Origin of the sequence: Pseudomonas sp. MF6747 (assembly GCF_963890955.1) — a bacterium.
Classification (GTDB): Bacteria; Pseudomonadota; Gammaproteobacteria; order Pseudomonadales; family Pseudomonadaceae; genus Aquipseudomonas.
Genome location: NZ_CAWPSZ010000006.1, coordinates 230429 through 255060, shown reverse-complemented (window position 1 = coordinate 255060; position 24632 = coordinate 230429). Strand labels below are relative to the sequence as shown.

Below are 24632 nucleotides of genomic sequence, written 5' to 3'. Positions count from 1 at the left end.
CTCAATGTTTACTCGACCAACCGCTGTACGTAGCCACGTTGTCGCGGGTGATCAGTTTTGGCGTGAGCAGGGTAACCGCTTCGGCCGGGGCCTTGTCATTGAGAATGTCGTTGCCCACGTTGACGGCGGTCTGGGCCATGGCCCAAGGGTCCTGGCTGGCCGAGGCCTGGATTTGCGTGTCGGTCTTCAGCGCGTTTTCGATGTCTGGCGCGCCGTCCACCGAGGTGATGAGGATGCCGCTGCGTTTAAGCTGCTTGGCCGCCAGGTCGCTGCCGATGGCTTGCGGGTCGTTGATTGCGAACAGGCCGTCGATTTTCGGGAAACGCGTGAGGTAACCCTGCATCACGTTCAGGCCACCTTCGCGCGAGCCTTTGCCGTCCTGGTCATCGGACAGCACCTTGATGTTTGGCGCACCGGCGAAGGCGGCCTTGCAGCCTTTGACGCGGTCGGTCACGGCAGTGACTTGCGGGCCATTCTGGATGATCACATTGCCCTTGCCGCCAAGCTTGTCCACCAGGAACTGGCACGCCAGTTTGCCGGCTTCGACGTTGTCGGTTTGCACGGTGGCGTTCACGCCCTTGGCGTCCACATCCACAGCCACCACGACAATGCCGGCATCCCGGGCTTTTTTGATGGCCGAGGCCATGGCCGATGGGTCGACGGCGTTGAGCAGGATCAGATCGACCTTGGACGAAATGAAGTTGTCGATCTGCGAGAACTGCTTGCTCAGGTCATAGTCGGCCGACACCGACGTCACTTTGACATTGGGGTTCAGCTCTTTGGCCCGCGCCGTGGCGCCATCGGCCAGGGTCACAAAATACGGGTTGCCGAGCGAGCCCATGCTGATGCCGAGGGCCTTGAGTTCGCGGGCTTCCACGGTGTGGGAGATCAGGGCAGCCAAGGCCATAACAGGAAAGAGGCGTTTGAAGTTCATGCGGGACTCTCTTGTGATTGTTGTTGGAGTGAAATCAGGTCCGTGCACCGGACTGGCGATAGCGATCCAGCGCCACCGCGCCGATGATCACAATGCCCTTGATGATGTACTGCCAGATATCCGATACACCCAACAGCACCAGGCCGTTGGTGAGCACCGCGATAATCAGCGCTCCGATCAGCGTGCCGCCGATGGTGCCGACGCCGCCGGTAAAACTGGTGCCGCCAAGAATCACTGCAGCAATCGCGTCCAGCTCATAGGATTGCCCCAGTTGCAGGCCATTGGCGGCGAACAGGCGTGAGGCGCTCATCACCGCGCCCAGCCCGGCCAGTGCGCCGGACATGGCGTAGACGAACAGCAGCACTTTCCACACCTTGATCCCCGACAGCCGCGCAGCCTCGGGGTTGCCGCCCACCGAGTAGATCTGCACGCCCATGACGGTGCGGCGCAGAATGAACCACGACAGCGCCACCACCGCGACGGCAATGATCACCAGCCACGGCACGCCCAGCACCGAGTCATTGCCGATAAATGCAAACGGAAGGTCGGGGTTGAACACGGTTTTGTCATCCGCCAACAACCGCGCCAGGCCGCGCATGGCGGTCAGTGCGCCCAGGGTGACGATAAACGGCGGCAGGCGCATGAAGGCGATCAGCCCGCCATTGACCAACCCCAGCAACAGACCGAAACCGATGCCGGCAGCAATCCCGAACATGCCGAACTGTGGCGACATCGAGGCCTGCAACGCGACCACGGCGGACGCCGCGAGAATCGCGCCGACGGACAAGTCGATGCCCGCCGTCAGAATCACAAAAGTCATGCCTGCCGCCAGCACCACATTCACCGAGGCCTGCTGGGTGATGATCGACAGGTTCTGCACGGTGAGGAAGTTTTCACTGGCCAGGGCAAACCCCACCAACAGCAATATCAGCACCGGCAGCATGCCGACCGTGCGCATCAGCTCGCGAACGCGCTCGGCCTTGCCGATAGGTGCGAGGGTCAATGTGTTGTTGTTTGAATCAGCCATGGGCAGCCACCTGATCGCCACCGGTGGCGAGGTCAATAATACTTTCCTGGGAAATGACGTGGCCGGATGCCCCGCCGACTTCGGCCACCAACTGGCCTTCGCGCATGATCAACACGCGGTCGCACGTGCCGATGATTTCCGGCAACTCACTGGAGATCACCACAACGCCAACGCCGGCCAGCGCCAGTTGATTGATGATGCGGTAGATCTCGGACTTGGAGCCGATGTCCACGCCCCGCGTTGGTTCGTCGAGGATCAGCACATGCGGCTTGACCTCCAGCAGCCGCGCCAACAGCACTTTCTGCTGGTTGCCGCCGCTCAAGGCGCCGACATTGACCTTGCCCGACGCCACCCGGATCGACAGCGATTTGATCGCATCATTAGCGCGCTGCCAGCCGTGGCCGCGGTCCAGCACGCCGCCTGTGTGCGCGTCCGGCACACAGGCGCAGACGTTGATGTTGTCGGCCACGCTCATGTCGAGGAACAGGCCCTGGGCCTTGCGGTCTTCGGTGAGGTACACCACGCCGGCGCGGATCGCATCAGCCGGGTTGCGCAGTTGAGTCACGGTCTTGCCCACCACTTCAAGTGTGCCGCTGGTGCGCGGGTCGGCAGCAAAGATCAGCCGCGCCAGCTCCGTGCGCCCTGCCCCGACCAGCCCGGCAATGCCCAATACCTCACCGGCATGCAGGTCGAAACTGCAGGTGCGCACGCGCTTGCCGTCGGCCATGTCACGCACGCGCATCACCACGTTGCCGGGGTTATAGGCGGCGTGTTCCTTCTTGTAGAACCCGGAAAGATCGCGGCCGACCATCATTTTTACCAGCACCTCGGCCGACAACGCTTCGCGCGTCAGCTCGCCGATGTACTGGCCGTCGCGCAGCACCGAAACCCGGTCCGACAACTCGTAGATCTCGGCCATGCGGTGGCTGATGTAGATAATCGCCAGGCCCTGGCTGCGCAGCTGTTTGATCAAGGCAAACAGGCGGTCGGTCTCACGCGATGACAGCGGCGTGGTGGGCTCGTCCATCACCAGGATCCTGGCGTGGGCATGCAGGGCGCGGGCGATTTCCACCAACTGGCGCTCGGCAATCGACAGGCTGCTCACCGGAGTGGTGGGTTTGAACTCGGCGCCCAGGCGTTGCAGCACCTCGACGCAGCCGGCTTGCATGCCCTTGCGGTCGATGGTCCAGCCGCGCCGCAGTTCGCGGCCCAGGTAGATGTTCTCGGCCACGCTCAGGTTGGGGCACAGGCTCAGTTCCTGGTAGATCACGGCGATGCCGAGGGTCTTGGCGGTGGCGGGGTCGAAGGTGGCGACGGGCTGGCCGTCGATGCGGATTTCACCGCCGGGATCGGCCTGGTAGGCGCCGGAGAGGATTTTCATCAGGGTGGATTTGCCGGCCCCGTTCTCCCCCATCAACGCGTGGATTTCACCGGGGTAGACTTTCAGGCCGACATTCTTGAGCACGCGCAAACCGTTGAAGGTTTTGCTGATGCCCTGCATCTCAAGCAAGGGTTCAAGGCTCATGGATGAGCTCCTGGCATTATTATTTTTGTAGTCGAGTGCTGCCGACTCTAGTCCAGTTACATTTCCTTACGCAAGCGCTTGCGTGCGCCGTTTATCGATTGATTAAACGTTTCACCAAGTGCACAAGCGCGAATTGCGCATGCCGGCGCGGTGCATGAAATGAAATTTATACGCCAGCGGAATAAAACCCCGCGCCCGTCCGTTCTGCCCGCAGTCATTGGAAGAAATCAGGATGCGTCATGACCTCCAACGCAAGCGTTGTCGTTTACATCTGGTATCCCCACGGGGCTGATGCCGCGATGTACATCGGAGACCCGGTGATCGGCAAGATGATCGAAGTGCGATACGACCGTTACCGCAACGACGGCGAACGTGATCGCGACCGCGCCTTTATCGAGCAATTCAACACCAGCTACGTCAGCTGGTGGCCCGAAGGCAGAGCCGCCTTGACCGGCAAGCAGCGCCAGGAGCGCAACCTGTTCCTGGAGTCCGACATCAGCGCCGAAGGCTGCCGACCGCATGTGGTCTATACCGTTTGCGGCCTGAACCTGCAGGCCATGCAGGCCGAGTGGTTCAACATCCGCAACAAGCCCAACGCGCATTACCAGATGCTGCGCAAGAGCTGCTCCACCGTGGTACTGCGGGTGCTCAAGGCCGGTGGCGCGCTGAACACGCTGTCGGCGGCCAAACGCGCGTGGTTTTCCAACAACCTCTACGTGACGCCGAAAAACGTCGCGCAAATCTGCAATGAACTGCGCGACGCAGGGCTGGCGACCAAAGCTAAAAGCCAGAACTGCCCGGAAAAAGGCTCGTTCATGTTCGGGCTTCGGTAGGTTTCCTGGTGCCGGTGCCTGACCGCTTGTCTGTGGGAGCTGGCTTGCCTGCGATGGCATCAACCGTGTGGGCCTGATGGACCGAGGCGCCTGCATCGCAGGCAAGCCAGCTCCCACAGACAAGCAAAAGCACTGCGGTGTTGGCAGTTGAACTCGGTCGACTTGTGGGAGCGGGCTTGCTCGCGAAGGCGGTGGGTCAGTCAACTCATGTGTAGCTGAACCACCGCCTTCGCGAGCAAGCCCGCTCCCACATTTGGATCGCAGTGCATCAGATAGAGGTGCGTTGCTGTGCTGTTGATCCGCTTTTGCTTCAACCACTCAGGTCGGCTTTCAGGCCGCCGTGCTCTGCTGTTGATCTTGATCTGATCGACACGTTGAAGATCGACATCGCGTTTATTCGCGAAGTCACCACCAACCCGCAAGACGCGGCCATCACCCGCACGATCATTGAACTGGCCCATAGCCTGAGCCTGCAAGTGGTCGCCGAAGGTGTCGAAACCCAGGATCAGCTGGCATTTTTGAAAGCCGCCGGCTGTGATCAGATTCAAGGGTACTTGTTCAGCCGGCCATTGCCCGCCATCACGCTGGAACGCCTGCTACTGGAGCGACTGCCGAGGCTCTGAAATCTCTTCGCGCAAACACTCGATCAGCCCGCGGTGTGTCGCACTCAATCGCCCCGCGCCACTGACCAGCGCCAGCTCCGAAGGCGCCACCGGCGGCAGTTGCGTGCAGATTCGATGGCTGGCCAGCACGGCGCTGTTGGGCAGGATGCTGACGCTCAGCCCGGACGTCACCGCCGCCTGGATGCCAGTCAGGCTATGGCTGCCGAACGCCACGCGCCAACTGCGTCGAGCCTTGTCCAGGGTGCGGATGGCGCGTTGGCGGTAGATACAGCCTTGGGGGAATAATGCCAGCGGCAAGGTCTCGGCCTGCAGGTCCTGGCCCGCGCCGCACACCCACACCAGCGGCTCCGGCCAACTGGCATGGCACTCGCCGCTGCCGGGCTCGCGCTTGATCAGGGCGATGTCGATCTCGCCGTTTTCCAACTGGCGACGCAAGTCGGTGCTCATGCCGCTGACCGTTTCCAGCCGCGCTTCAGGGTAAGTGCGCACAAACCCCGAGAGCATCGAGGCCATGCGCGTGGCGTCAAAATCTTCGGGTACACCCAGGCGCACCGGCACCACGCTGGCCTCGGTACTCAGCGCCTCGCGGGCTTCGCGCGACAAATTCAGCAGCCGGCGCGCGTAGTGGGTCAGCAACTCGCCATGCTCGGTGGGGCTGACCTGCTGGCCGGAGCGGTCACGCACCAACAGCACCTGGCCGGCGCTTTCTTCAAGCTTGCGAATCTGCTGACTGACCGTGGATTGAGTGCGGTGCACGCGCTCCGCGGCGCGGGTAAAACTGCCTTCGTCCACCACGCAGACCAGGGTGTGCAGCAGCTCGAGATCAAACATGGCGGCGACCTTCATATCGGATATTCAACTGTGTGGCAGAGGTTAATTTAATTTCCAACTGACCGCCACGTTTCCTATGCTGCCAGGGTCACTCACTTTCCGCACAGGTGCCCCATGCCCCTTGAGAACACCCCTCGCCCGCTCTGGTTGACCTTTGACTGCTACGGCACGCTGATCCAGTGGGATGAAGGCCTGCGCGCCGCGATCGATAAAATCCTCGACGAAAAAGGTGATCATCAGGTCGACCGGGATACCTTGCTCAGCGCCTACGATCATCACGAGCACACCCTGGAACAGACGCCACCGCATCGCAGCTTTCGCACGCTGGCAGGCTTGAGCATGCAGTTGGCGCTGAACGCGTTGGGATTGCCGGCCAATGAGCACGACGGCACCCTCCTCACCGACAGCATCAGCGCGATGCCGCCGTTTCCTGAGGTCGTGGGGACGCTCCAGCAGCTTAAAGCGATGGGGTTCAAGTTGTGCATTGTCTCCAATACCGACGATGACGTGATTGCCGGCAATGTTGCGCAGTTGGGCGGCGCGATTGATCGAGTGATCACTGCGCAACAGGCAGGCGCCTACAAGCCCGATCGACGTCTGTTCGACTACGCCCATGAGCAGTTGGGCGTGAACCTCGACCAGGTCGTGCATATCTGCGCCAGCCCGCACCTGGACCACGCGGCCGCGCGGGATATCGGCTTTCGGTGTGTATGGATCGACCGTGGCACCGGCCGCCAGTTGCTGGCGGACTACACGCCTGATGCGATTTTGCCGACGCTTGACCGCGTGCCTGAGCTGTTCAAGGCCGTGGGGTGGTGAGGCCTATCGAAATCACCTGACGCGCCGCGATCCAACGGTGGGAGCGGGCTTGCCCGCGACTGCGCAGTGTCATTCACTGAATCGGTCGGCTGATACGCCCTCTTCGCAAGCAAGCCCGCTGCCACATTGGGGCGTGTACAGGCAGCACTTTATGGGTCCAGCACCCCGCCGCTGTAGCTGTCGGATAGACGCGCGCCCGTAAATTTGGCGACGACCGAACCTTGCGCCACCAGGCGCTCGCGGTGGCGGGTCACCATGCGCCCGGCTTGCGCGGCGTGCAGGGTCACCTCCGACGTCGGCTCACCGGGCCTTGCGATGATCCGAGCGAAACGCTGGCCTTCCTCGACCTCATCGCCGAGTGCTTTTTCGAACACCAGTACACCGGCACAGGGCGCCAGCAGGGTCTCCATGCAGCCCATGTCCACCACTTCTCCCTGCCATTCGTTGATGGCCGCCACTTCATCGATCACGCCATTGATGCACAGCCACGCCCATAAGCCATCGGCGTCTTGCCGCGCCAGCGCATCGCTGACATCAGCCTGGCCGCGCAATTCGACAGTCGCCGCCAACTGTGGCGCCGCGTGGTTGATGAGGGTTTCTTCAAAGGAGCCATCCCCGCCGTCATCCCAGACGATCACCACGTCCACCTGCAACGCCGCCGCCAGCGCCAGGCCTTGCTCCGGCCAGAAACGGCGATGGATGTAGAGGTAAGGCAGCGCCTCATCATCGGTGTGCAGGTCCAGCACCAGGTCGGCGTCGGCGGCCAACTGCACCAGGCTTTTTTGCCACTGCGCCAGGTTGGTCGCCGGGCGCTCCATGGCCAGTGAGTGGTCGAAAGCGCGGTTGAAGTTCTGCCCGGTGGCGTCGTGAAAGCGCCCCAGCAGCCGGCCCTGACGAAATTGGCCGATGCCGAACGGGTTCGCCTGGGGCACAACAGTAACAGTGCCGCGCAGCCGCCCTTGAGCCTGGCAGGCCTGCAAACGCGGGAGCAACTGGTGCAGCACCAGCATCCCGGCGATTTCATCGGCGTGCACGCCCGCCTGCAGGTGCACCCTGGGCCCGCTGCCGTCGCCTTCGAAACGCCAGGCGCCGATGTGCAGCGGGTTGCCTGCATCGCCTTGAACCTGCCATGAAAGGTCGCTTGCCATGCCTTGCCCTCCTCTCATCATTTAATCGCTAGAGATTGAACACGTGTTCAACTAACCTGAGCGCTCTGGTCATCAATACAAGGCACTCCCGTGACTGTCGACCCTCCCAAACTGCGCCGTGCCGACCCCGACGAACGCCGGGACTTGCTGATCGCCGCCACACTCACCAGCCTCGCACGCGACGGTCACGCAGGCATTTCCGTGCGCCGGATCGCGGCCCAGGCCGGGGTTTCCGTAGGCCTGCTCAACCATCATTTCGGCAGCATCGATGCGCTGATCGCCGAGACCTACCACAAGCTGGCCAGTGAGCTGACCAGTGCCCTCTGGGCGCAAGTCGAGCAGGCCGAAGGCGCCGCCGCACGGCTGGATGCGTTTCTCAGCGCGTCCTTTTCGCCACGGGTGATGGACCCCGACCTGCTCGGCGTGTGGGTGGTGTTCTGGAGCCTGATCCGCCACTCGCCCCATGTGAACCAGTCCCACGAAAACAGCTACCGCGCCTACCTGGCGCTGATCCAGCAACTGCTCGACGACCTGGCCCGCAGCGAAAACCTGGTGATCCACGACAGCCACCTGGCTGCCATCGGCCTATCGGCGATGCTTGACGGGCTCTGGCTCGAGGGGTGCCTCAACCCCGGCACGTTCAGCCCCGCCAACGGCTTGCACATCTGCCGCTGTTGGGTACAGGGATTGCGTCACGGCGCATTCGGCGCCGACCACGTCCTGTGATTCAGGGTGGCGCGCGCTGAGCATCGCCAAGGTGCCGCTGAGCGCAATCAGCACCGCACCGATGATCAGCGACACATCCATCGAGGTGTCCCAGATCAGGCTCGACAACACAAACGCCCAGATCAACCCGGTGTACTCGAACGGCGCGAGCAAGGTCGCGGTGGCGCGGCGGAAACTCGCAAACAGCAGGAATTGGCCAACGCCGCCGACCAGCCCTGCCGCCAGCATGCCCAGCCACGCGGGTGTCGGCGCCGGGGTGTGGGTCCACGGCAAGGTCACGCCCATGCACACCACAAACACCGCATTGGTGATCAGCATCTGCTCGAGTACCGAGGTAGTCGGGTCGACCTGGCGCAGCTGGATATAAGTGAACGCCCAGCACAAGGCGGCCGCCAGGGTCAGCGCGATGGGCAGCGGGTCAACCATGTGGCTGGGACGACAGGCAATCACCACGCCGACGAAGCCGATGAGCAGCGAAACCCATTGGCCACGACTGGCGCGCTCCTTGAGGATCAGCGCTGCGAGCAGCGTGACCATGATCGGAGCGGAGAAATACAGGGTGGTCATTTCCGCCAGGGTCAGGTCTTTGGCGGCGGTGTAATACAGCACCCACGCCAGCAATGACAGCAGGCCGCGAATGATCAGCAGCTGGCGACTGGCCGAAGTCCACGCCCGGCGCAACAGGCCCATGCGCCCGGCGATCACACACGCCCCCACCACCACCAGGCTGCGCCAGAACAGAATGCTGAATACCGAATAATCGGCCACCAGCCATTTGATCACGGCGTCCTGCAACGCCAGGAACGCGTAGGCCAATGAGCACAAGGCAATGCCTTGCAGCGCGCGGTTCTGCTTCATCCTGCCGACCTGCGCAGCGGCGTGCCGCGCCGTTCGGCGATGGCGTAGACGCCTTCAATGAGGAAGGTCAGGCACAGGTAGACACCGGCCACCAGCAGCAGCGGTTGATAAATCTGCAAGGTCTGCGCGCGTACCACGTTGGCCGCGCCCAGCAGGTCGACCACGGCAATCGTCGAAGCAAGCGCAGTGGACTTGAGCAACATCACCGTCTCCCCGGCCAGGGTCGGCAGCAGCAGCCGCATCGCGCGTGGCAACCGCACCCGCAGCAACGCCTGGCGCGTGGTCATGCCAAAGGCAGACGCGGCCTCCATCTCGCCCTTGGGCACGGCCAACAGGCCGCCGCGGATCACTTCGCCCACATAAGCGCCCACCGACAGCACCAGGGCGAACACGATGTACCAATAGCCGTCGCGCAGAAAGGGCCACAGGAAACTGCTGCGCACCATCGGGAACTGCGCAAACAGGCTGCCCAGCCCGTAGTAAAAAATGTAGATCTGGATCAACAGCGGTGTGCCGCGCAGCACGCTGGTGTACGCCAGCGCACCCCGGGCCAGCCACTTGCGCTTGGACAGGCGCGCCAACGCCACCAGCACCGCCAGGGCAAAGCCGAGCACTGCCGAAATCGCCAGCAGCGACAAAGTCGTCTGCAACCCCTTGGCGATCAGCCCCGCGTAATAGCTTATCCACTCAGGCATGGCGACTCACTCGACAACCGGCATCCAGCGACGAATACGTCGCTCCAGGCGCCCGGACAGGTAGTTGGAAGCCAGCGTCACCAGGTAATACAAGGCGGCGGCCGTGAGGTAGAACAGCAAATACTGACGGGTGGAACCGGCGGCCTGCTTGGCCGTGTACAGCAGCTCGTTGGTGCCGACCACGCTGATCAAGGCGCTGTCCTTGATCAGGTTGATCCACAGGTTGGACATGCCGGCCAAGGCGTACGGCGCCATGATCGGCAAGGTCACCCGGCGGAACAGGCCAAACCCGCTCAGGCCAAACGCCCGCGCCGCCTCGATCTGACCGTGGGGAATGGCCAGGATGGCCGCGCGGAATATCTCCGAGGCATAGGCGCCCTGCACCAGCCCCAGCACCAGGATCGCCACCAGCGGGCCGCTGATGTTTACCTGTTCGAAACCCAGCCACAGCATCAGCGTGTTGAGGCCCATGGAACCTGCGTAGTACAGCAGCAGAATCAGCAGCAGTTCCGGCACCGCACGAAACACGGTGGTGTAACCGCGCATCAGCTGTGCAATCGGGCGTGGCGCGCTGAGCTTGGCGCAGGCCACCACCAGGCCGATCAGCAACCCCACCGCGAAGGCGCCGGCGGAGATTTGCAGGGTCATCCATAACCCTTTGAGCAGCGCGTTGCCCCACCCTTGTTCGCCAAAGCTGAGAAGGTCGAGCATCTTATTCGGTCTTCTGCGCGATGGGCGGGTACGGGCTGTCGCAGGTCTTGCTCACAAACGCCGGGGTCTCGCCGCGTTTGCACGGGCTGACCGACAGGCCGAAGTAATGCTGGGCCAGGTCGTCATAGTCCTTGCTCACCAGCAGTTCGCCGATCGCCTTGTCGAGACGGGCCTTGAGCGCGGTGTCTTCCTTGCGCAAGCCGGCACCCACGCCACGGCCGATGATCGGGTCGTAGGGCACGCTGGCGATATGCGCCAGGCCGCTGGCTTCAGGGGTCTTGACCATCATCGCGATGGCCGTGTCGTCGGCCATCATGTAGTCGATGCGCCCGGCGATCAGGTCGGCGTTGGCCGATTCCTGAGTGTCGTAGTACTTAAGGTCGGCGATGTTCTCGTAGTACTTTTTCAGGTAATTGGCGCTGACGGTGGAGATCTGCACGCCGATCAGCTTGCCCTTGAGGCCTTCAGGCGTGATATCCACCGTCGCGCCCTTGGGCCCTGCCACGCCCAGCAGCGAATCGTAGTAGGCACGGCTGAAGGCGATCTGTTTTTCACGCTCGTCGGTAACCGACATCGAGGAGAAAATCACGTCGATTTTCTTCGCCAGCAGCGACGGGATGATGCCATCCCAGGCCACTTCCTTGATCTGGCACTCGGCTTTCATGCCTTCACAGAGTTTGTGGATCAGGTCCACTTCAAAGCCGGACCACTCACCGTTGCCGCCTTTGACGGTAAACGGTGGATAGGGTTCTGCCGCCACCGCGAACACGATGGGTTTCTCTGCGGCCTGGATAAACCCGGCGGCCACCATCAACACTGCACTGCTCAACCACGTTGCCATGCGTCTGGATTTCATGATTTGCCCCGTCTTTTTTGGCGTTAGCGAGTTTGATGCGCGTTGACGAACTGTCGACAACGTTCACTGCGTGGGTCGATAAACACCGAGTCCGGCGAGCCGGTTTCCTCGATCATGCCTTGGTGCAGAAAAGCCACTTTGGAGGACACATCCCGGGCGAAGGCCATTTCATGGGTGACCAGGATCATGGTGCGGCCTTCTTCGGCCAGCGAGCGGATAACGCGCAGCACTTCGCCCACCAGTTCCGGGTCGAGGGCCGAGGTGGGTTCGTCAAACAGCATGACTTTGGGGCGCATGGCCAACGCGCGGGCAATCGCCACGCGTTGTTGCTGGCCACCCGAAAGAAACGCCGGGTATTCGTTGCGCTTGGCGGCAAGGCCGACGCGGTCGAGCAAGGCTTCGGCGCGCTCGATGGCCTCGGCGCGGCTTTCGCGCAGCACTTGGATGGGCGCCTCGATGAGGTTTTCCAGCACTGTGCGATGGGGCCACAGGTTGAAGTTCTGGAACACCATGCCCAAGGTCGAGCGGATGCGCACCAGCTGCTTGGCATCGGCCACCAGTGGCGCACCGGGAAGACCGTAATTCAATTTGATGCTTTCGCCATCGACATGAATGCTGCCCTGGTCGGGCACCTCGAGCATGTTGATGCAGCGCAGCAAGGTGCTCTTGCCCGAGCCGCTGGCGCCGATCAGCGAGATCACCTCGCCTTCGTGAGCCGTGAGGGAAATACCTTTGAGCACCTCGATATTGCCGAAGCGCTTATGCAGGTCGACGACTTCGATCATCGTTCTGGCTTGCGCCGGCTGCGCCACTTCGGGGGTCGGCGCGGCGGCGATACGCGGTTCAGCGACCCGCCTGGCGACAAACCCGACGATGCGTCGGCAGGCCTCGGCCAGGCGTTCTTCACCCAGGGTGAAGGACAAGCGCACAAACCCTTGCGCGGGCTCACCAAAGGCGGCGGCATCGAGCACCGACACGCCCGCCTCGCGGAACAGCCGCCAGGCAAAATCCAATGACCCCAAGCCCGTGCCGCGCACGTCCACCAGCACAAACATGCCGGCTTGCGGTGCCTGCACCTTGATGCCCGGGCAGGCACTGAGGCCTGCCACCACCAGGTCGCGGCGGCGGCGGTAGATTTCGCGCATGCCCACCGTCACCTCGTCATGGGCCAACACCGCCGCCGTGGCGGCTTCCATCACAAAGCCCGGCAAGCCATAGAGCATGCTCAGCACCAGGGTTTCGGCGTGCACGATCATCTGCGGTGCGGCGATGATCCAACCGATCCGCCAGCCGGTCATGGCGTGGGATTTGGACAAACTGCCGATCACGATGCAGCGCTCGGCCATGCCCGGCAACGCGGCAAGGCTGTGGTACTCGCCGTCGAACACCAGGCTTTCGTAGACCTCATCGACCACCACCCACAGGTCGTGGGCGATGGCCAGATCGGCAATGGCTTGCAGCTCTTGCGGATTCAGCACCACACCCGTGGGGTTGTTCGGGTTGGAGAAAAACAGCGCCCGGGTCCGAGGCGTGATCGCAGCGCCGAGCCGTTGCGCATCCAGGCGAAACCCGGACTCCGGCGAACACGGCACGCGTGTAAGCGTGGCGCCGCTGGCCTTGAGCGTGGCTTCGTAAGTGACGTACATCGGGTCGAGCACCAGCACTTCATCACCGGCTTGCAGCAGGCACAGCGAACTGATGAACAACGCGTTCTGCGCGCCGGGCACGATGATGACGTTTTCGGCGCTCAACGGGCGGGACAAGGTCTTGCTGTAGCGCGCGGCAATCGCGTTGCGCAACGCTGTACGGCCGGGGATTTCGGTGTAATGGGTGTCGCCCTCGCGCAAGGCGCTGACGGCGGCGTCGGTGATGAATGACGGGGTGGCGAAGTCAGGGTCGCCGACGCTGAGAATGATGACGTCTTCGCCCTGGCTTGCGGCGTTGAACGCGGCGTGATGGATGTCCCAGGCGGCTACGCCCTGCCCTGCAATTCGTTCAACGAAGGGGGAAAACCGCATGCCAGAGCCTCTCGTTCAAGAAGAAAGCGCGAACCCGTGCAGGTGCAAACGGGTGGATGCGGTCAACATAGTGCAAACTGAACAGTCGTTCAATGGGTAGGTTCAGGCGGGTGTCGTTTATCGGTTAAAGAGGTCGCGAATGAAGTGACCGGGTATAGGTCGCCCAGTGTTGGGCCGGTTTAAATTCAGCTCAGTGCGTGTTCAAACCCATGCGGGTACTGGCGTTGCCCAGGCGCACACCGCTGCCGTATGGGATCGCCGCAGGGGCGACAGCGACGAGCAGGAACAGCGAGGGCAACACCGTCAAGCGCAGGCAGGCAGGTCCGAAAGGGGTCAATGTGCATTCATCAAGTCACAGCGATAGTCCTGCAGCTCACCGGCCGACCCCAGGTTCAGTTCGGTCAACGCCAGGTGCGTGGTCAGCAATACCAGGCTGCCATCGGCGCGCGGTGTCATCAGCAGACTGTACTGGCTCATCGCGTCGCCCTGCGCCTCGACGTACTCACGCAGCAGGGCCAGCGGGTCCAGCGTATCGGCGTCCGCCGCCGTCAGCGTGCGGGCGCTGTAGGTGTGCCCCTTCAGGCGCGTCGGCAGCACCTGCCACTGCGCGGTGAGGTCGTTGCTGTGCTGGTTCAGCGCGGCAAACACCTCCGGGCGCAGGCACGCGATGTGCACGTGCAACTGGTTTTGCGAGCGGCCGTAACGTGAGTTGATCGCCACCGAGAGGAACGCGTCCGGAATCGGCTGTTGCAAGCCGTCGGACAACACACTGCGATGCCGCCAGGCCTGGGCAAAGTAATGCGGCAGCAACTGTCGACCCAGCGCGGGGTCTTCAATGCCGGTGACCTTATCAGCCGGAATCAACACATCATGCAGCGGGCCGTTGCGGTCTTTGAACAGCGTGTAGCCACGGTCCAGGTCCACCGCCAGGCACGGGCTGGGGTTTTGCTGCTGTTGCTGATGGGGCACGCATTGCTGGCTGACAATATGCCATAAAGCATCGGGGTTGCCCCGCCACTGCCAGGCGCCGACCAGCGCAAGCACACACAGCAAACCACCAGCGATCTTGAATACGGTACCGCGCTTCATGCAAAAAACCTCAACGTACGGGGATGTCAGTTATTTTTCTCGCTGACCTCCCTGTCGCTAGGGCTAACGTTTAGCTGGGGCCATAAATTCCGGACCAATCGGATCTTTTATCGTGCTGGCGAGAATACGGTCGATATGTGTCAAGTCGTCGGCGCTCAGGTGCCAGCCGAATGCCTCGTCGAAGCCCTTCAATTGCTCCGGCCGACGGGCACCCCACAGCGCGATCGTCGGCCCCTGGTCCAATACCCAACGCAGTGCCAGGGCCAGTACGGATTTGCCATGGCATTCGCGGGCATACACGTCCAGCGCCGCCACCGCCGCCAGGTACTGCTCGAAACGCGGCGCCCTGAACTTGGGGTCGAGATTGCGTACGTCGTCGCCCGCAAAGCGGGTGGCCGAATGCATATTGCCGGCCAGCAACCCTCGGCACAGCGGGCCATAAGCCAACACCACCAGCGAGTGTCGCTTGGCATACGGCAGGATGTCGCTGTCAATGGCGCGCTCGAACACGTTGTACGGCGGTTGCACCGTGGCCAGGGCCGTGTGACGACTGAACTCGTCCAACTGCGCACTCGAGTAGTTGCTCACGCCCACCGCCAGGATCTTGCCTTCACGGCGCAGGCGCTCCAGCGCCTCGGCGGTTTCCTGCTGGGCCACCAGCGGGTCGGGCCAGTGCACCTGATACAGGTCGATGTAGTCGGTCTCCAGGCGTCGCAATGAATCCTCGACCTCTTTGCGAATGCGCTCGGCCGTGGCATTGCGGCGTGGGGTGCCGTCTTCCCATTGCAGCCCGGCTTTGGTGGCGATGACTGCCGAGTGACGTACGCCGCGCAAGGCTTTGCCGATCAGCTCCTCGGACAGCCCAAAGCCATACACCGGGGCGGTGTCGATCAGGTTGATGCCGCAGTTCAAGGCATGGCGCAGGGTCCTGGTCGACTGTTCGTCATCCGCGCCGCCCCACAAGTGTCCGCCCATGGACCAGGTGCCAAGGGCAATCCGCGAGACCGGCTTGTCTATGCCAGAAATCCGGATGGTCTCGATGCGCATAAAAAATACCCCTGCCCACAACATTGCTTAGAAAAGCAATTACTCTAGATCATCCGAGGTTGAATAGGGCTCAACGCCGCATGCAACCGAACTCCCATAAAAGAGGCTTGAAATGGCTGCTTTCAATCGTTCCGAACTGGCCGACCTGAATGTGTTCATGGCGATCATCCGCCGTCGCAGTTTCCGCCATGCCGCCCACGAACTGGGGGTGACCACGTCGGCGTTGAGCCACACCATGCGCAACCTGGAAACCCGCCTTGGGGTCAAGTTGCTGTACCGCACCAGCCGCGCCGTGGAGCCCACCGACGCCGGCACCCTGCTTGCCGAAAAGCTCAGCCTGGGTTTTGCCACCATCCAGGACGGCCTCGACACCCTCGAGCTGTACCGTGAAGCGCCGATTGGCCGCCTGCGTCTCAATGTGCCCAGGGATGCCGCGGTGCTGCTGTTGGCGCCGATCCTCGGCGACTTCGCCACCGCCTACCCGCAACTGCGCCTGGACCTGATCGTGCAGGACGCTATGATCGACATCATTGCCGAAGGCTACGACGCCGGTATCCGGTATGGCGCGACCGTGCCACAAGACATGGTCGCAGTGCCGCTGACCGGCCCGTTGCGCTGGATCGTGGTCGCCTCCCCTGCCTACCTCGCACGTCACGGGACGCCACAGGTTCCCAAAGACCTGCTGCAACACGCGTGCATCCGCATGTACCTGGGAGACAAGACCACTTACAAATGGGAACTGGGCAACGGCCCGCGTCAACAGCGCATCGACGTGCCTGGCCATTTCAGCGCAGCCGACACTGAAACCATCGTCAATGCCGCGCTGCAAGGTGTGGGCATTGCCTACTGCCTGTCCAACCGTGTGCAACAGGAACTGGCCGACGGCCGTCTGGTGGAAGTGATGCCCGACTGGGCCTGCCTGGGCGAACCGTTGTGCATGTACTACGCCAGCCGCCGGCAATCGCAGCCAGGGTTGCGCCAGTTGATGGACATGATTCGGCTGAACACCATCGGCTCGCAGTTAATGCAAAGGCCTTGAGCCTGTAAGGGATGTCAGCCGTTGATGTAGCCGAACGGACACCCCTGGCATCTGAGCATGAAGGCTGACATCAGGGGTAAAGATTATCGCCGCCAGGCGACGGAATCGCTGCACGCACTACTGCCACAAGGGGAGGCCACGCCACTGTGCCGTGGCGTATTCCCCTGCCCAGGTGACAGACTTTATGACCCGTATTTCCAACCCTCACGCTGCGCACGTGCAGCCAACGCAGGTTCCTGACAGCAGCGTTGCGCCGCCCAGGCTCACCTCTGAGCCCGGCGCGCCCATTCAGCCAGACATCGAAGGCACCCGGGCCCACGGTGATCGCGAGCTGGCGGCTCAATACGGCGCTGCACTGCGCGGCGCAACCGGCGTGACCGCCCGCGATGCTGACCAGAAAATCTGGCCCATTCCCGCGCATTCAACCTTCGGCCAGTGGTGGGCGCAGCTGGCAAACGCCTTGCGATCACCGGACGTGGCCCAGTGGATCCATGACAAGGGCATAGACAGCCACTCGATCAGCCTCAACCCGGCGTCGGGGCGGATTCACTTCACGCTCAAGCGCTACCTGGATCCCGCCCAGACGCTGCACACGCTGGGGCTGGACGACAGAGACTGGGGCGCCATCAGCGGCCCGGTGCTCCAGGCGGCACGCGTCATCGCAGCCGGCCAGGCAGATGCGACCTTCACCCTGCCGGGCGCTACAAACGAGCACATCGCGCCCTTGGCGCTGGTGGGCAACTTCTATAAAGAGCCGCCCCACCTTTCGGGCTCAGCGCTAACACAGCGCGCCGACGTACTCAGCCGCGAGCGCCGCTTCGCCAGGCTCGACCCCGTGGTTTTTTCCGACGTGGTGGAATCCCGCAGCGAACGTGCCCTGCAAAGCCAGAAATCCGTCGTCGACGATACGCACGCGCAGCACCAGGCCGCAGCGTCGTTACGGTACTTGTCAGCGCAGTTGAAAGACGGCACGCGATCACATGCCGACATCGCCGATGAGTTACAGGAAAACACCATTCAACTGGGCACCCACAGCACTTACCGCAGCGATCACACGCAGGCGTGGGCCGAGGTCAGCCTCAAGCGGTTCCTGGAAGATAACGGCTGGGATGTGCCGACCAGCCGCGAAGCCATGGACAACCTTGCCCAAGCAATCACCACGCCACCGCCCAATACCCCCACCCACGGGAACCTTGGCGGTGCGCTGAGCTGGCCGCACCCCCTGGATCAGCGCAACCAGCGACTGTTGAGCAGCGGCCTGTACGCAGGCGCCTTTGGCGACATTGATGTGCGCCCGTTTAACAATGTCCTGGAGTACTTGCTCGACAACAGGCCCCTCACGCCCTCAGCGCTGAGCCAGCCGCGACGCTTAGTCGACGAGTTGCTCAACACGCCCAGAGGCAAGGCACTGGGCGAGGCCATCCAGGCCAGCTTCGAGGCACGGTCAATCAAGGGCAGTGCCACCGATTGGCTACTGGCGGCATTGAACGTGGAGCGTGTCAGGGTGGACGATCCGTTTGGCGCTGTGCGGCCAGACACGCCACTGAGCATTGAAGGTTACACGCTGTTCTGCGCCGAAAACGCCGGCAAGTCCGCGTCTACGATCATCAGCGAGATGGAAGAACACCTGGTGGCCACCGGGCGAGCGTCCTCCCCGGCCACCGCTTGCGTGCTGACTCACCTTTTGCTTGCCAGCCGGGCGCCGGCGCTTCTGGTCAAGGACATCCCCGATCAGGTGGCCGTGGGCACCCACAGCTGGGTCAGCTTTGCCACGGCGGTCGCGCGCATCGAGGCAAAATCGCCAGGGGCAACGGCGGCGATGAGCTATGCGCGCGTCATGCTGGAGGGAAGCATTGCACCCGTGACCGATGACGAGCGCCGCATTGAATACGCCGCCCAGCATGAAGCGATCAAGGACTGGGCCGTTGGCAATGGCCTGCACTACCCGACCACCGATGCAGCCATGGCCCTGGTGCGTCAGCGATTCAGTGCCCAGGTCAATGAGTTGAGAGAGGCTGCCCAAACGCAGATCGGCGAGATGCCGACCACAAAAGCGCTGGCGCTGGCACAACTGAAACTCGCTTTGCCGGCGATGGACCCGAACCTGTTCGAAGAAAAATGCATCACCTCGCAGCCCGCCAGCAGGCACTTCCCGGGGCCTTACTCGCTGCTGGATCTGTTTATCGACGGCAGAGCCCTGCTCGGCGCGCCCGACTCGTCCGATGATTGGGGCCGGGCCGGCCGCGCGGCTGCCAGCGCGGTGACGTTGGGCAACGTCGCTTTGCCCACGGATGGCGCGCCGGGGGCTTGGGTAGCGTCCTCGCATGCGATCAACATCAACGCCGCTCTGGCAACGCTTAAAGACCTGCCGCGTCCGCAGGATGCGTTTGATGAAGCGTTTGGGGCTTACGCCAGCCGGGTAAAAAAGACCACCACTGCGCAACTCAAGCACTTGATCGCCAAGCTGCCGCTGGAAGACCGGCAAAACCTGGAATTCGGCAAAATAAGCGTGCGCAAGGAAATTGAATACAGCCGAGACGATCGCCGCGTTGCAGAAGGCGTTCTACTGGTCGAGACCCAGCGCAATGGCAAGGCCATGACCTATGCAGTCGACCGCCTCAAGGGCACGGTGACCCGGCGGCCGGGCCAGACCTACAAAGCGTACCCACCCGCCGGCGGTTGGTATCCGTCACCCGGCAAACGCTACGATGCCGTAAAGCCTGCGGGTGAATACTCATCGGCCCTGCTGGATGAGCGCAAAGGTGCGCACACCGTGCCTGATAGCTTCGCCAGTGACCGAACCCGGTACATGGCCGATGCGCTGATCGAAGACATCAACCTGCCCGCTGTGCACCGCAGCGCCAGAGGCGTGACGACGTTCGACACTGAAGTACCGACCTATAAGGTGGTTGAGGACGTAGCGCTGAATCTGATCCCGTTCAGGTCAGCCATCAAGCATTTCATCGACGGCAACGTGAAGGACGGTGTCGTGGATCTGGCCTTCGATATCTTTGGTTTCGCGGTGGGCCTGGGGGCTGCGGCCAAGGGCACGAAAGGCGCATTTGCCGGCGCGTCGGCCATCTCCAGGCTCGGCCAGACGTTCAAGATTGTCGGGCGTGCGGCGGTCGGCTCGCTCAACCCCCTGAGCGGGGTGGATGACCTGGCGCGCGGAGTCGCCAACGGCGTCCGCAGCTTAGCCGGCGCCAGCTATAAGGGCCTCAAGCACCTGCGCGGGTCTTACCGCAGTGTCAACCTGCTTGAGTTGGCGAAAAAGCCCGATATCGCGCAAGGCACCTTCAGGGCCTCCCACCGCGCGCAAAGCACCCCAGCGCTGGCCACATTCGATGAGGCGACCCAACAGTGGTATGCCGTTAATCCGCGCACCCAACAGGCGTACGGCAAACCGCTGGAAAACTTTGTCGTCGACAGCCCCAACTCAAACGACGCCAGCAGCCTGCACGCCCTCGGCGGCGATGACCTGGTAAAGATCGCCGATCGGCAACAGGGTCTGGCGGCAAACGGCACGTTCAAGGTCGGTCAACACACTGTTGAAGGTCATGCCGTGCTGTTCCAGGGTCACTGGCACCAATACGACGCGGTAAAAAAATACCCCTTTGGCCCCCGGCTCAAAGACTTCACGCCCAAGCGCCTGGCGGCCAGTGGCGAGACCCGGACACTGGACGCCAACCTGCGCGGTTATGAAGCCAGACACATAGCCCCGCACGCGCTGTCGACCAAGGGCTTGCAGGGCAACGTGTACGTAGGCCGCAGTAAAAAAGAATATGTAAAGGTCGACGGAACACTTTATGAGTCACGCTTGAAGGATGGCCAGCGCGTCATCCGGCACCCCAATGGCACGGGGCCAGACATCGCCATCAGGGACCTCGGTGTGTCCGGCTGGGAACCCACCTCCAGGTCCGCCCGGCTGCTGGGTGGCGCTCATGACACACCCACGCCCTGGAAGTTTGGCGACAGCACTTACGTGGTCCCGATGGATGACATCGACGTCGTCGAACATGCAGCCACGCCGTTCAGGCTCAATCACAAAGGCGCCGAACACAGCGTCATCTTCGACAGTTCGGCCGGCGCGTGGAAACTGACCCCGCTCGCCACCGGTATCGATGACACGCCCGCGAAGTATTTCTGGCGAAGTGCCAAGGGCAAGTGGCAACGGGGAACGCTTGATGAGTTCAGCAAAGCTAAAAAGGCCGACGCGCATCAGTACACCTTTATTGATGTCTCACCGCCGTCGGTGCTGAAGCTGCCAAACGAGGTGAAACCGCTGCCCAAGGCGCTGCACTACTTTTGGGCCGGCCAGGAAATACCGTCGCACCTGGCCGACAACATCGCCAGGAACGCCACTCAGGCGCCCGGTTATACCTCCATTCTTCACGTCGATGCTGACAGCCCGGCGGTGTTTCAACGCATAAAAAACACGCTGGAGAGCAAGGTGCCCGGCGTGAAGATCGTGAACCTGCATGAGGACGAAGTCTTCAAGCAGCTCAGGCGCGGCGAAATGTACGATTACTTTCGGCAGGGGCAAGGCAAAAACCTGGCGGCCGCCTCGGACGTTGCGCGTTATCCCATCATGAACAAGCACGGCGGTGTGTACCTGGACACCGATGACGTCATTCAAAAAAACATCGGCACCGACGCATTGCTCGCCGGCGCTGACGATGTTCTGCTCGGCGCGCCGGTCGTGCATAGCCTGACCGACTACACGCCGTTCTATAACACCAGTAACTTCGCGACACGCCCTGGCAACCCGGTCATCGAGGCGATGATCACGCAGATGAACCAACGTTTTAAAGCCAACAAGGCGTACTTCGCGGCCAACCGCCCCACTGCCACGAAATCCGCCAATGGCCGGGTGCACTACACACCCGAATTCAGCGCTTATGAACGCAAGATATTCGAGACCGCAGGCCCGAATCTGTTCAATGACATCCTCAAGTCGAAACGGCCCGACCTGTACGACCTGGGTTTGGATGGATTAGCCAAGGAGTCCAAGCTGGTCGACGGCAGCCTCGTCTCGTCCGGCCCTATCGTCGACATTGAAAACGACGTGCTTGGCGTCTACGCCAGCAAAGGGCTTGCGCCACCGGATCATCTGCGTGAGCAGATACAAAAAATCAAACACCACTACTACCCGCTTCGCTACCGGTTCAACATCAGGATCGGCGCCGACCATTCGTGGATCAACACCTGATCCAACAACTTTGAACCAGTACCGGGTCGTGGTCCTCCAACGGCTACAAACCACGGCCACGGTGCACGTTCGATGACTTTTATTCTTTGGTTGGCCGTACTCGGCGCGGTATTGCTGACCCTCGCCCTCACCTCCTCCTACCTGCGCTGGATGCCGGTGACGACCTCGGCAGTCTGCCTGTTGCTGGGCATCGCCATCGGCCCGCTGGGCATGGACCTGCTGCAGATGGACATCAAGGCTTCCGCACGCTGGATGGAGCACTTGACGGAAGTGGCGGTGCTGTTTTCGCTGTTCGTCAGCGGCTTGAAGCTGCGCCTGCCATTGCGGCATCGCACCTGGCGCATTGCGTTTGGCATGGCAGGCCCGGTGATGTTGCTGACTATCCTGGGCAGTGGCCTCGCGCTGCATTACCTGTTCGGGCTTTCCTGGGGCGTTTCGCTGCTGGTCGGTGCCATTCTTGCGCCGACCGACCCGGTGCTGGCCGGCCTGGTTCAGGTCAACAATGCGCAGGACTACGACGCGCTGCGTTTTGGCCTGTCGGGCGAGGCCGGCTTGAACGATGGCACGGCGTTTCCGTTTGTGATCTTTGCGCTGTTATTCATGCAGCACGGCGGCTTTGACGGTGACTGGCTGGGCGGCTGGGCCCTGAAAAACCTGCTGTGGGCCGTACCGGCCGGGTTGCTGATCGGCTACTGGATGGGCCGGGGCATCGGCCGCGTGACCTTGTGGATGCGCATCACCAATGAAGACAGCACCTTGTCACCCAACGATTACCTGACGCTGGCGTTGATCGCCCTGGCCTACGTGGCGGCCGAGGCGGTGGGCGGATACGGCTTTTTGTCGGTGTTCGCCGCCGGGCTCGGCTTGCGCCAGGCAGAGTTCAGGTCCACGGGCAATTCGCAGACACCCTCCGAGCATTTGGCATTGCCGGTGGTGGGCCATCTGGAGGTGGAACCTGCGCGCGCGCTCCAAGGTGATGTCAGTGAACTGCAAGACACGCAGATCGCCGCCGGCGTGATGATGGGCGACATGCTGTCATTCGGCAGCCTGGTGGAGCGCTCGATGGAGGTTTTCCTGGTGACGCTGCTGGGGATCATTCTGGTCAGTCATTGGGACTGGCGCGCACTGCCGGTGGCAGCGCTGTTGTTTTGCGTGATTCGGCCGGCGAGTGTGCTGGCCGTGCCCTGGGGCAGCCTGATCGACTATCGGCAGCGTGGCTTGATGGGCTGGTTCGGCATTCGCGGGATCGGCAGCATCTACTACCTGTTCTACGCGCTCAACCATGGGTTGATCGGCACCAGCAGTGCGGTGGCGGTGAACCTTACGGTGTCGGTGATCGCCTTGAGCATCGTCGTTCATGGCCTGAGTACCCAGCCGATGCTGGTCTGGTATGAACGACGTGCCAAGGTGAAAGCTCAAAAGATTGCAGCTCAGTCCTGATTTTCGGTATGACCTACATCGGCCGCGTCATCCAGATCGTTCAGCGGCACTTTTGCATCATCCATCAATGAGCCCGGGTCTTCGTTGCCCGGGTCGTTGAGTTCTTCGTCGTCTTGTTCTGACATGACCGTCTCCTCTAACCGCCTTGGGTATCGATATCGGCATCCGTCTCAGGCTTGGCTTCGGGCTCAGGCTTGAAGTCGGGGCTGTAGTCGTTTTCCTTGGCTTTTGGATCGCTGGCAGGCTTGGGGTCTTTAGGCGCGTCGGCGCCAGTACCCGGCGCCGGCTCTCCACCATCAATGGCCGGGTCGTTGCGGTTGCTGACTTGCGGATCGTTGCTTGTGTTCATCGGGGTCACCTCTTCGCAGTTTCGGAAAACACATCCTGCGTAAAGGTAAGGTCCCGCGCAGGACGATGAAGTTCCGATGATTTAAGCAGCAGTGCTCAAGACACAGGGTTATCGATCTGGATGTAGAACGCGTAGACGCCCAGCAACAGCCAGAACACCATGAACAGCCACGGCGCGCGCATGGAAAACAGCAGCGACTTGCGATAGCCCTTGTGCGACGACTCGGTTTCGCAAAACAGCGGCGAATCGTCATAGGCCATGCCCATGACCGGCTCGCTGCGCAGCAATTCGCTTTGTTTGTAGTGCCAGTGGTCGATGATTTCGTACGCGGCACGGATCCCCGGCCAGGCATTCAGGGAACTGAGCACACCCAGCGAGGCCAGGAACACCGGCACGATCAGGGTGAAAAACTTGCCCCATTCCGGGTTCAGGTTGCCCATGCCGGAGACAAACGCGATGACCAGAAACGACTGCGCCGTCAGGTAGGCGTCGGTGCGGTTGGCCAGGATGGAGGTTTCGTACTGGATCTCGCGGCGATAGAAGTCAAGTCGGTCCTTGGGCGAACCAAAAATCTTGGCGTTGTGTTCACTGTGATCGTCCAGCGCTGCTTCGGGGGTGTTCGGGGAGATGATTCTGGGCACGACGGTGCTCCACAAGATTGCGAGTCTCATTAGAAGAATCAGGCAGCGGTGAAGTTCAAGTTTGTTCATGCACCATTGTGGAACAGGCCCTGCACCCTTGTAGTGAGCGGGCTTGCCCCGCGTTGGCGTGCGCAGCGCGCCTGCTTTCCCTGGGGGCCACGGCGCAGCCCAACGCGGGGCGAGGTGGCTGGCCACAGCACGCCCCGCTGCCACC

Annotated in this window: 21 protein-coding genes and 2 pseudogenes; 7 read left to right on the top strand and 16 right to left on the bottom strand. The window is 62.1% G+C overall.

The window, feature by feature from the left end; all coding sequences use genetic code 11:
• Position 1 precedes the first annotated feature (1 nt).
• Genes AACW30_RS08555 through AACW30_RS08545 form a run of 3 tightly spaced genes read right to left on the bottom strand, consistent with a single transcriptional unit; the run spans position 2 to position 3486 of the window.
• Positions 2-934 (bottom strand): ABC transporter substrate-binding protein, encoded by a 933-nt coding sequence (locus AACW30_RS08555; protein ID WP_169366672.1) that lies wholly within the window; start codon positions 932-934, stop codon positions 2-4.
• Between the two features lie 34 nt (positions 935-968).
• Positions 969-1961 (bottom strand): ABC transporter permease subunit, encoded by a 993-nt coding sequence (locus AACW30_RS08550; protein ID WP_106580384.1) that lies wholly within the window; start codon positions 1959-1961, stop codon positions 969-971.
• A complete protein-coding gene (locus AACW30_RS08545) occupies positions 1954-3486 on the bottom strand; it encodes a sugar ABC transporter ATP-binding protein (protein WP_200624749.1) in 1533 nt (510 codons plus the stop codon). The genes AACW30_RS08550 and AACW30_RS08545 overlap by 8 nt, the downstream gene beginning before the upstream one ends.
• 239 nt (positions 3487-3725) lie before the next feature.
• Between AACW30_RS08545 and AACW30_RS08540 the strand changes: the two genes are divergently transcribed.
• A complete protein-coding gene (locus tag AACW30_RS08540; RefSeq protein WP_234452642.1) occupies positions 3726-4319 on the top strand; it encodes a hypothetical protein in 594 nt (197 codons plus the stop codon).
• Between the two features lie 365 nt (positions 4320-4684).
• A pseudogene (locus tag AACW30_RS08535) lies at positions 4685-4942 on the top strand (EAL domain-containing protein); the annotation flags it as partial.
• Here the strand turns inward: AACW30_RS08535 and AACW30_RS08530 are convergent.
• A complete protein-coding gene (locus AACW30_RS08530) occupies positions 4916-5773 on the bottom strand; it encodes a LysR family transcriptional regulator (RefSeq protein ID WP_200624748.1) in 858 nt (285 codons plus the stop codon). The pseudogene AACW30_RS08535 and the gene AACW30_RS08530 overlap by 27 nt on opposite strands.
• A gap of 114 nt (positions 5774-5887) precedes the next feature.
• On the opposite strand from AACW30_RS08530, the gene AACW30_RS08525 reads away from it, so the two are divergent.
• Entirely contained in the window at positions 5888-6592 is a 705-nt protein-coding gene (locus AACW30_RS08525) for a haloacid dehalogenase type II (RefSeq protein WP_200624747.1), read from the top strand.
• A gap of 149 nt (positions 6593-6741) precedes the next feature.
• On the opposite strand, the gene AACW30_RS08520 is transcribed toward AACW30_RS08525, so the two are convergent.
• Positions 6742-7740, bottom strand: a complete 999-nt coding sequence (locus tag AACW30_RS08520) for a succinylglutamate desuccinylase/aspartoacylase domain-containing protein (protein ID WP_200624746.1) — start codon at positions 7738-7740, stop codon at positions 6742-6744.
• A gap of 90 nt (positions 7741-7830) precedes the next feature.
• Between AACW30_RS08520 and AACW30_RS08515 the strand changes: the two are divergent.
• Positions 7831-8370: pseudogene (locus tag AACW30_RS08515) on the top strand (TetR/AcrR family transcriptional regulator); the annotation flags it as partial.
• Here the strand turns inward: AACW30_RS08515 and AACW30_RS08510 are convergent.
• The 8 genes from AACW30_RS08510 to AACW30_RS08475 all read right to left on the bottom strand — a co-directional run bounded on the left by AACW30_RS08510 (position 8326) and on the right by AACW30_RS08475 (position 15740).
• On the bottom strand, positions 8326-9324 hold the full coding sequence (locus AACW30_RS08510) for a DMT family transporter (protein ID WP_200624745.1): 999 nt from the start codon (positions 9322-9324) through the stop codon (positions 8326-8328). The pseudogene AACW30_RS08515 and the gene AACW30_RS08510 sit on opposite strands and share 45 nt — an antisense overlap.
• Positions 9321-10019 (bottom strand): ABC transporter permease, encoded by a 699-nt coding sequence (locus AACW30_RS08505; protein ID WP_124417438.1) that lies wholly within the window; start codon positions 10017-10019, stop codon positions 9321-9323. The genes AACW30_RS08510 and AACW30_RS08505 overlap by 4 nt, the downstream gene beginning before the upstream one ends.
• A gap of 6 nt (positions 10020-10025) precedes the next feature.
• A complete protein-coding gene (locus AACW30_RS08500) occupies positions 10026-10730 on the bottom strand; it encodes an ABC transporter permease (RefSeq protein ID WP_200624744.1) in 705 nt (234 codons plus the stop codon).
• A 1-nt stretch (position 10731) separates the two neighbouring features.
• Positions 10732-11586, bottom strand: a complete 855-nt coding sequence (locus AACW30_RS08495) for a transporter substrate-binding domain-containing protein (protein ID WP_164487937.1) — start codon at positions 11584-11586, stop codon at positions 10732-10734.
• A 23-nt stretch (positions 11587-11609) separates the two neighbouring features.
• Complete coding sequence (locus AACW30_RS08490) at positions 11610-13604, bottom strand: aminotransferase class I/II-fold pyridoxal phosphate-dependent enzyme (RefSeq protein WP_200624743.1); 1995 nt, start codon at positions 13602-13604, stop codon at positions 11610-11612.
• Positions 13605-13794: 190 nt separating this feature from the next.
• Entirely contained in the window at positions 13795-13941 is a 147-nt protein-coding gene (locus AACW30_RS08485) for a hypothetical protein (protein WP_200624742.1), read from the bottom strand.
• A complete protein-coding gene (locus tag AACW30_RS08480; RefSeq protein WP_200624741.1) occupies positions 13938-14693 on the bottom strand; it encodes a CDP-diacylglycerol diphosphatase in 756 nt (251 codons plus the stop codon). The genes AACW30_RS08485 and AACW30_RS08480 overlap by 4 nt, the downstream gene beginning before the upstream one ends.
• A gap of 63 nt (positions 14694-14756) precedes the next feature.
• Positions 14757-15740, bottom strand: a complete 984-nt coding sequence (locus AACW30_RS08475) for an aldo/keto reductase (protein ID WP_106578131.1) — start codon at positions 15738-15740, stop codon at positions 14757-14759.
• 112 nt (positions 15741-15852) lie between these two features.
• Here AACW30_RS08475 and AACW30_RS08470 point away from each other — a divergent pair, with 112 nt between their 5' ends.
• The 3 genes from AACW30_RS08470 to AACW30_RS08460 all read left to right on the top strand — a co-directional run bounded on the left by AACW30_RS08470 (position 15853) and on the right by AACW30_RS08460 (position 23428).
• On the top strand, positions 15853-16779 hold the full coding sequence (locus tag AACW30_RS08470; protein WP_119740546.1) for a LysR family transcriptional regulator: 927 nt from the start codon (positions 15853-15855) through the stop codon (positions 16777-16779).
• 184 nt (positions 16780-16963) lie between these two features.
• Positions 16964-21988, top strand: a complete 5025-nt coding sequence (locus AACW30_RS08465; RefSeq protein WP_200624740.1) for a glycosyltransferase family 32 protein — start codon at positions 16964-16966, stop codon at positions 21986-21988.
• A gap of 72 nt (positions 21989-22060) precedes the next feature.
• Positions 22061-23428, top strand: a complete 1368-nt coding sequence (locus AACW30_RS08460; protein WP_119740550.1) for a cation:proton antiporter — start codon at positions 22061-22063, stop codon at positions 23426-23428.
• On the opposite strand, the gene AACW30_RS08455 is transcribed toward AACW30_RS08460, so the two are convergent.
• The 3 genes from AACW30_RS08455 to AACW30_RS08445 all read right to left on the bottom strand — a co-directional run bounded on the left by AACW30_RS08455 (position 23419) and on the right by AACW30_RS08445 (position 24418).
• A complete protein-coding gene (locus AACW30_RS08455; RefSeq protein ID WP_267911442.1) occupies positions 23419-23553 on the bottom strand; it encodes a hypothetical protein in 135 nt (44 codons plus the stop codon). The two genes, AACW30_RS08460 and AACW30_RS08455, sit on opposite strands and share 10 nt — an antisense overlap.
• Before the next feature lie 11 nt (positions 23554-23564).
• Positions 23565-23777 (bottom strand): hypothetical protein, encoded by a 213-nt coding sequence (locus AACW30_RS08450; protein ID WP_119740552.1) that lies wholly within the window; start codon positions 23775-23777, stop codon positions 23565-23567.
• Between the two features lie 95 nt (positions 23778-23872).
• Positions 23873-24418: a hypothetical protein gene (locus AACW30_RS08445; protein ID WP_106578126.1), complete on the bottom strand. Its 546-nt coding sequence runs from the start codon at positions 24416-24418 to the stop codon at positions 23873-23875.
• Between the last annotated feature and the right edge of the window lie 214 nt (positions 24419-24632).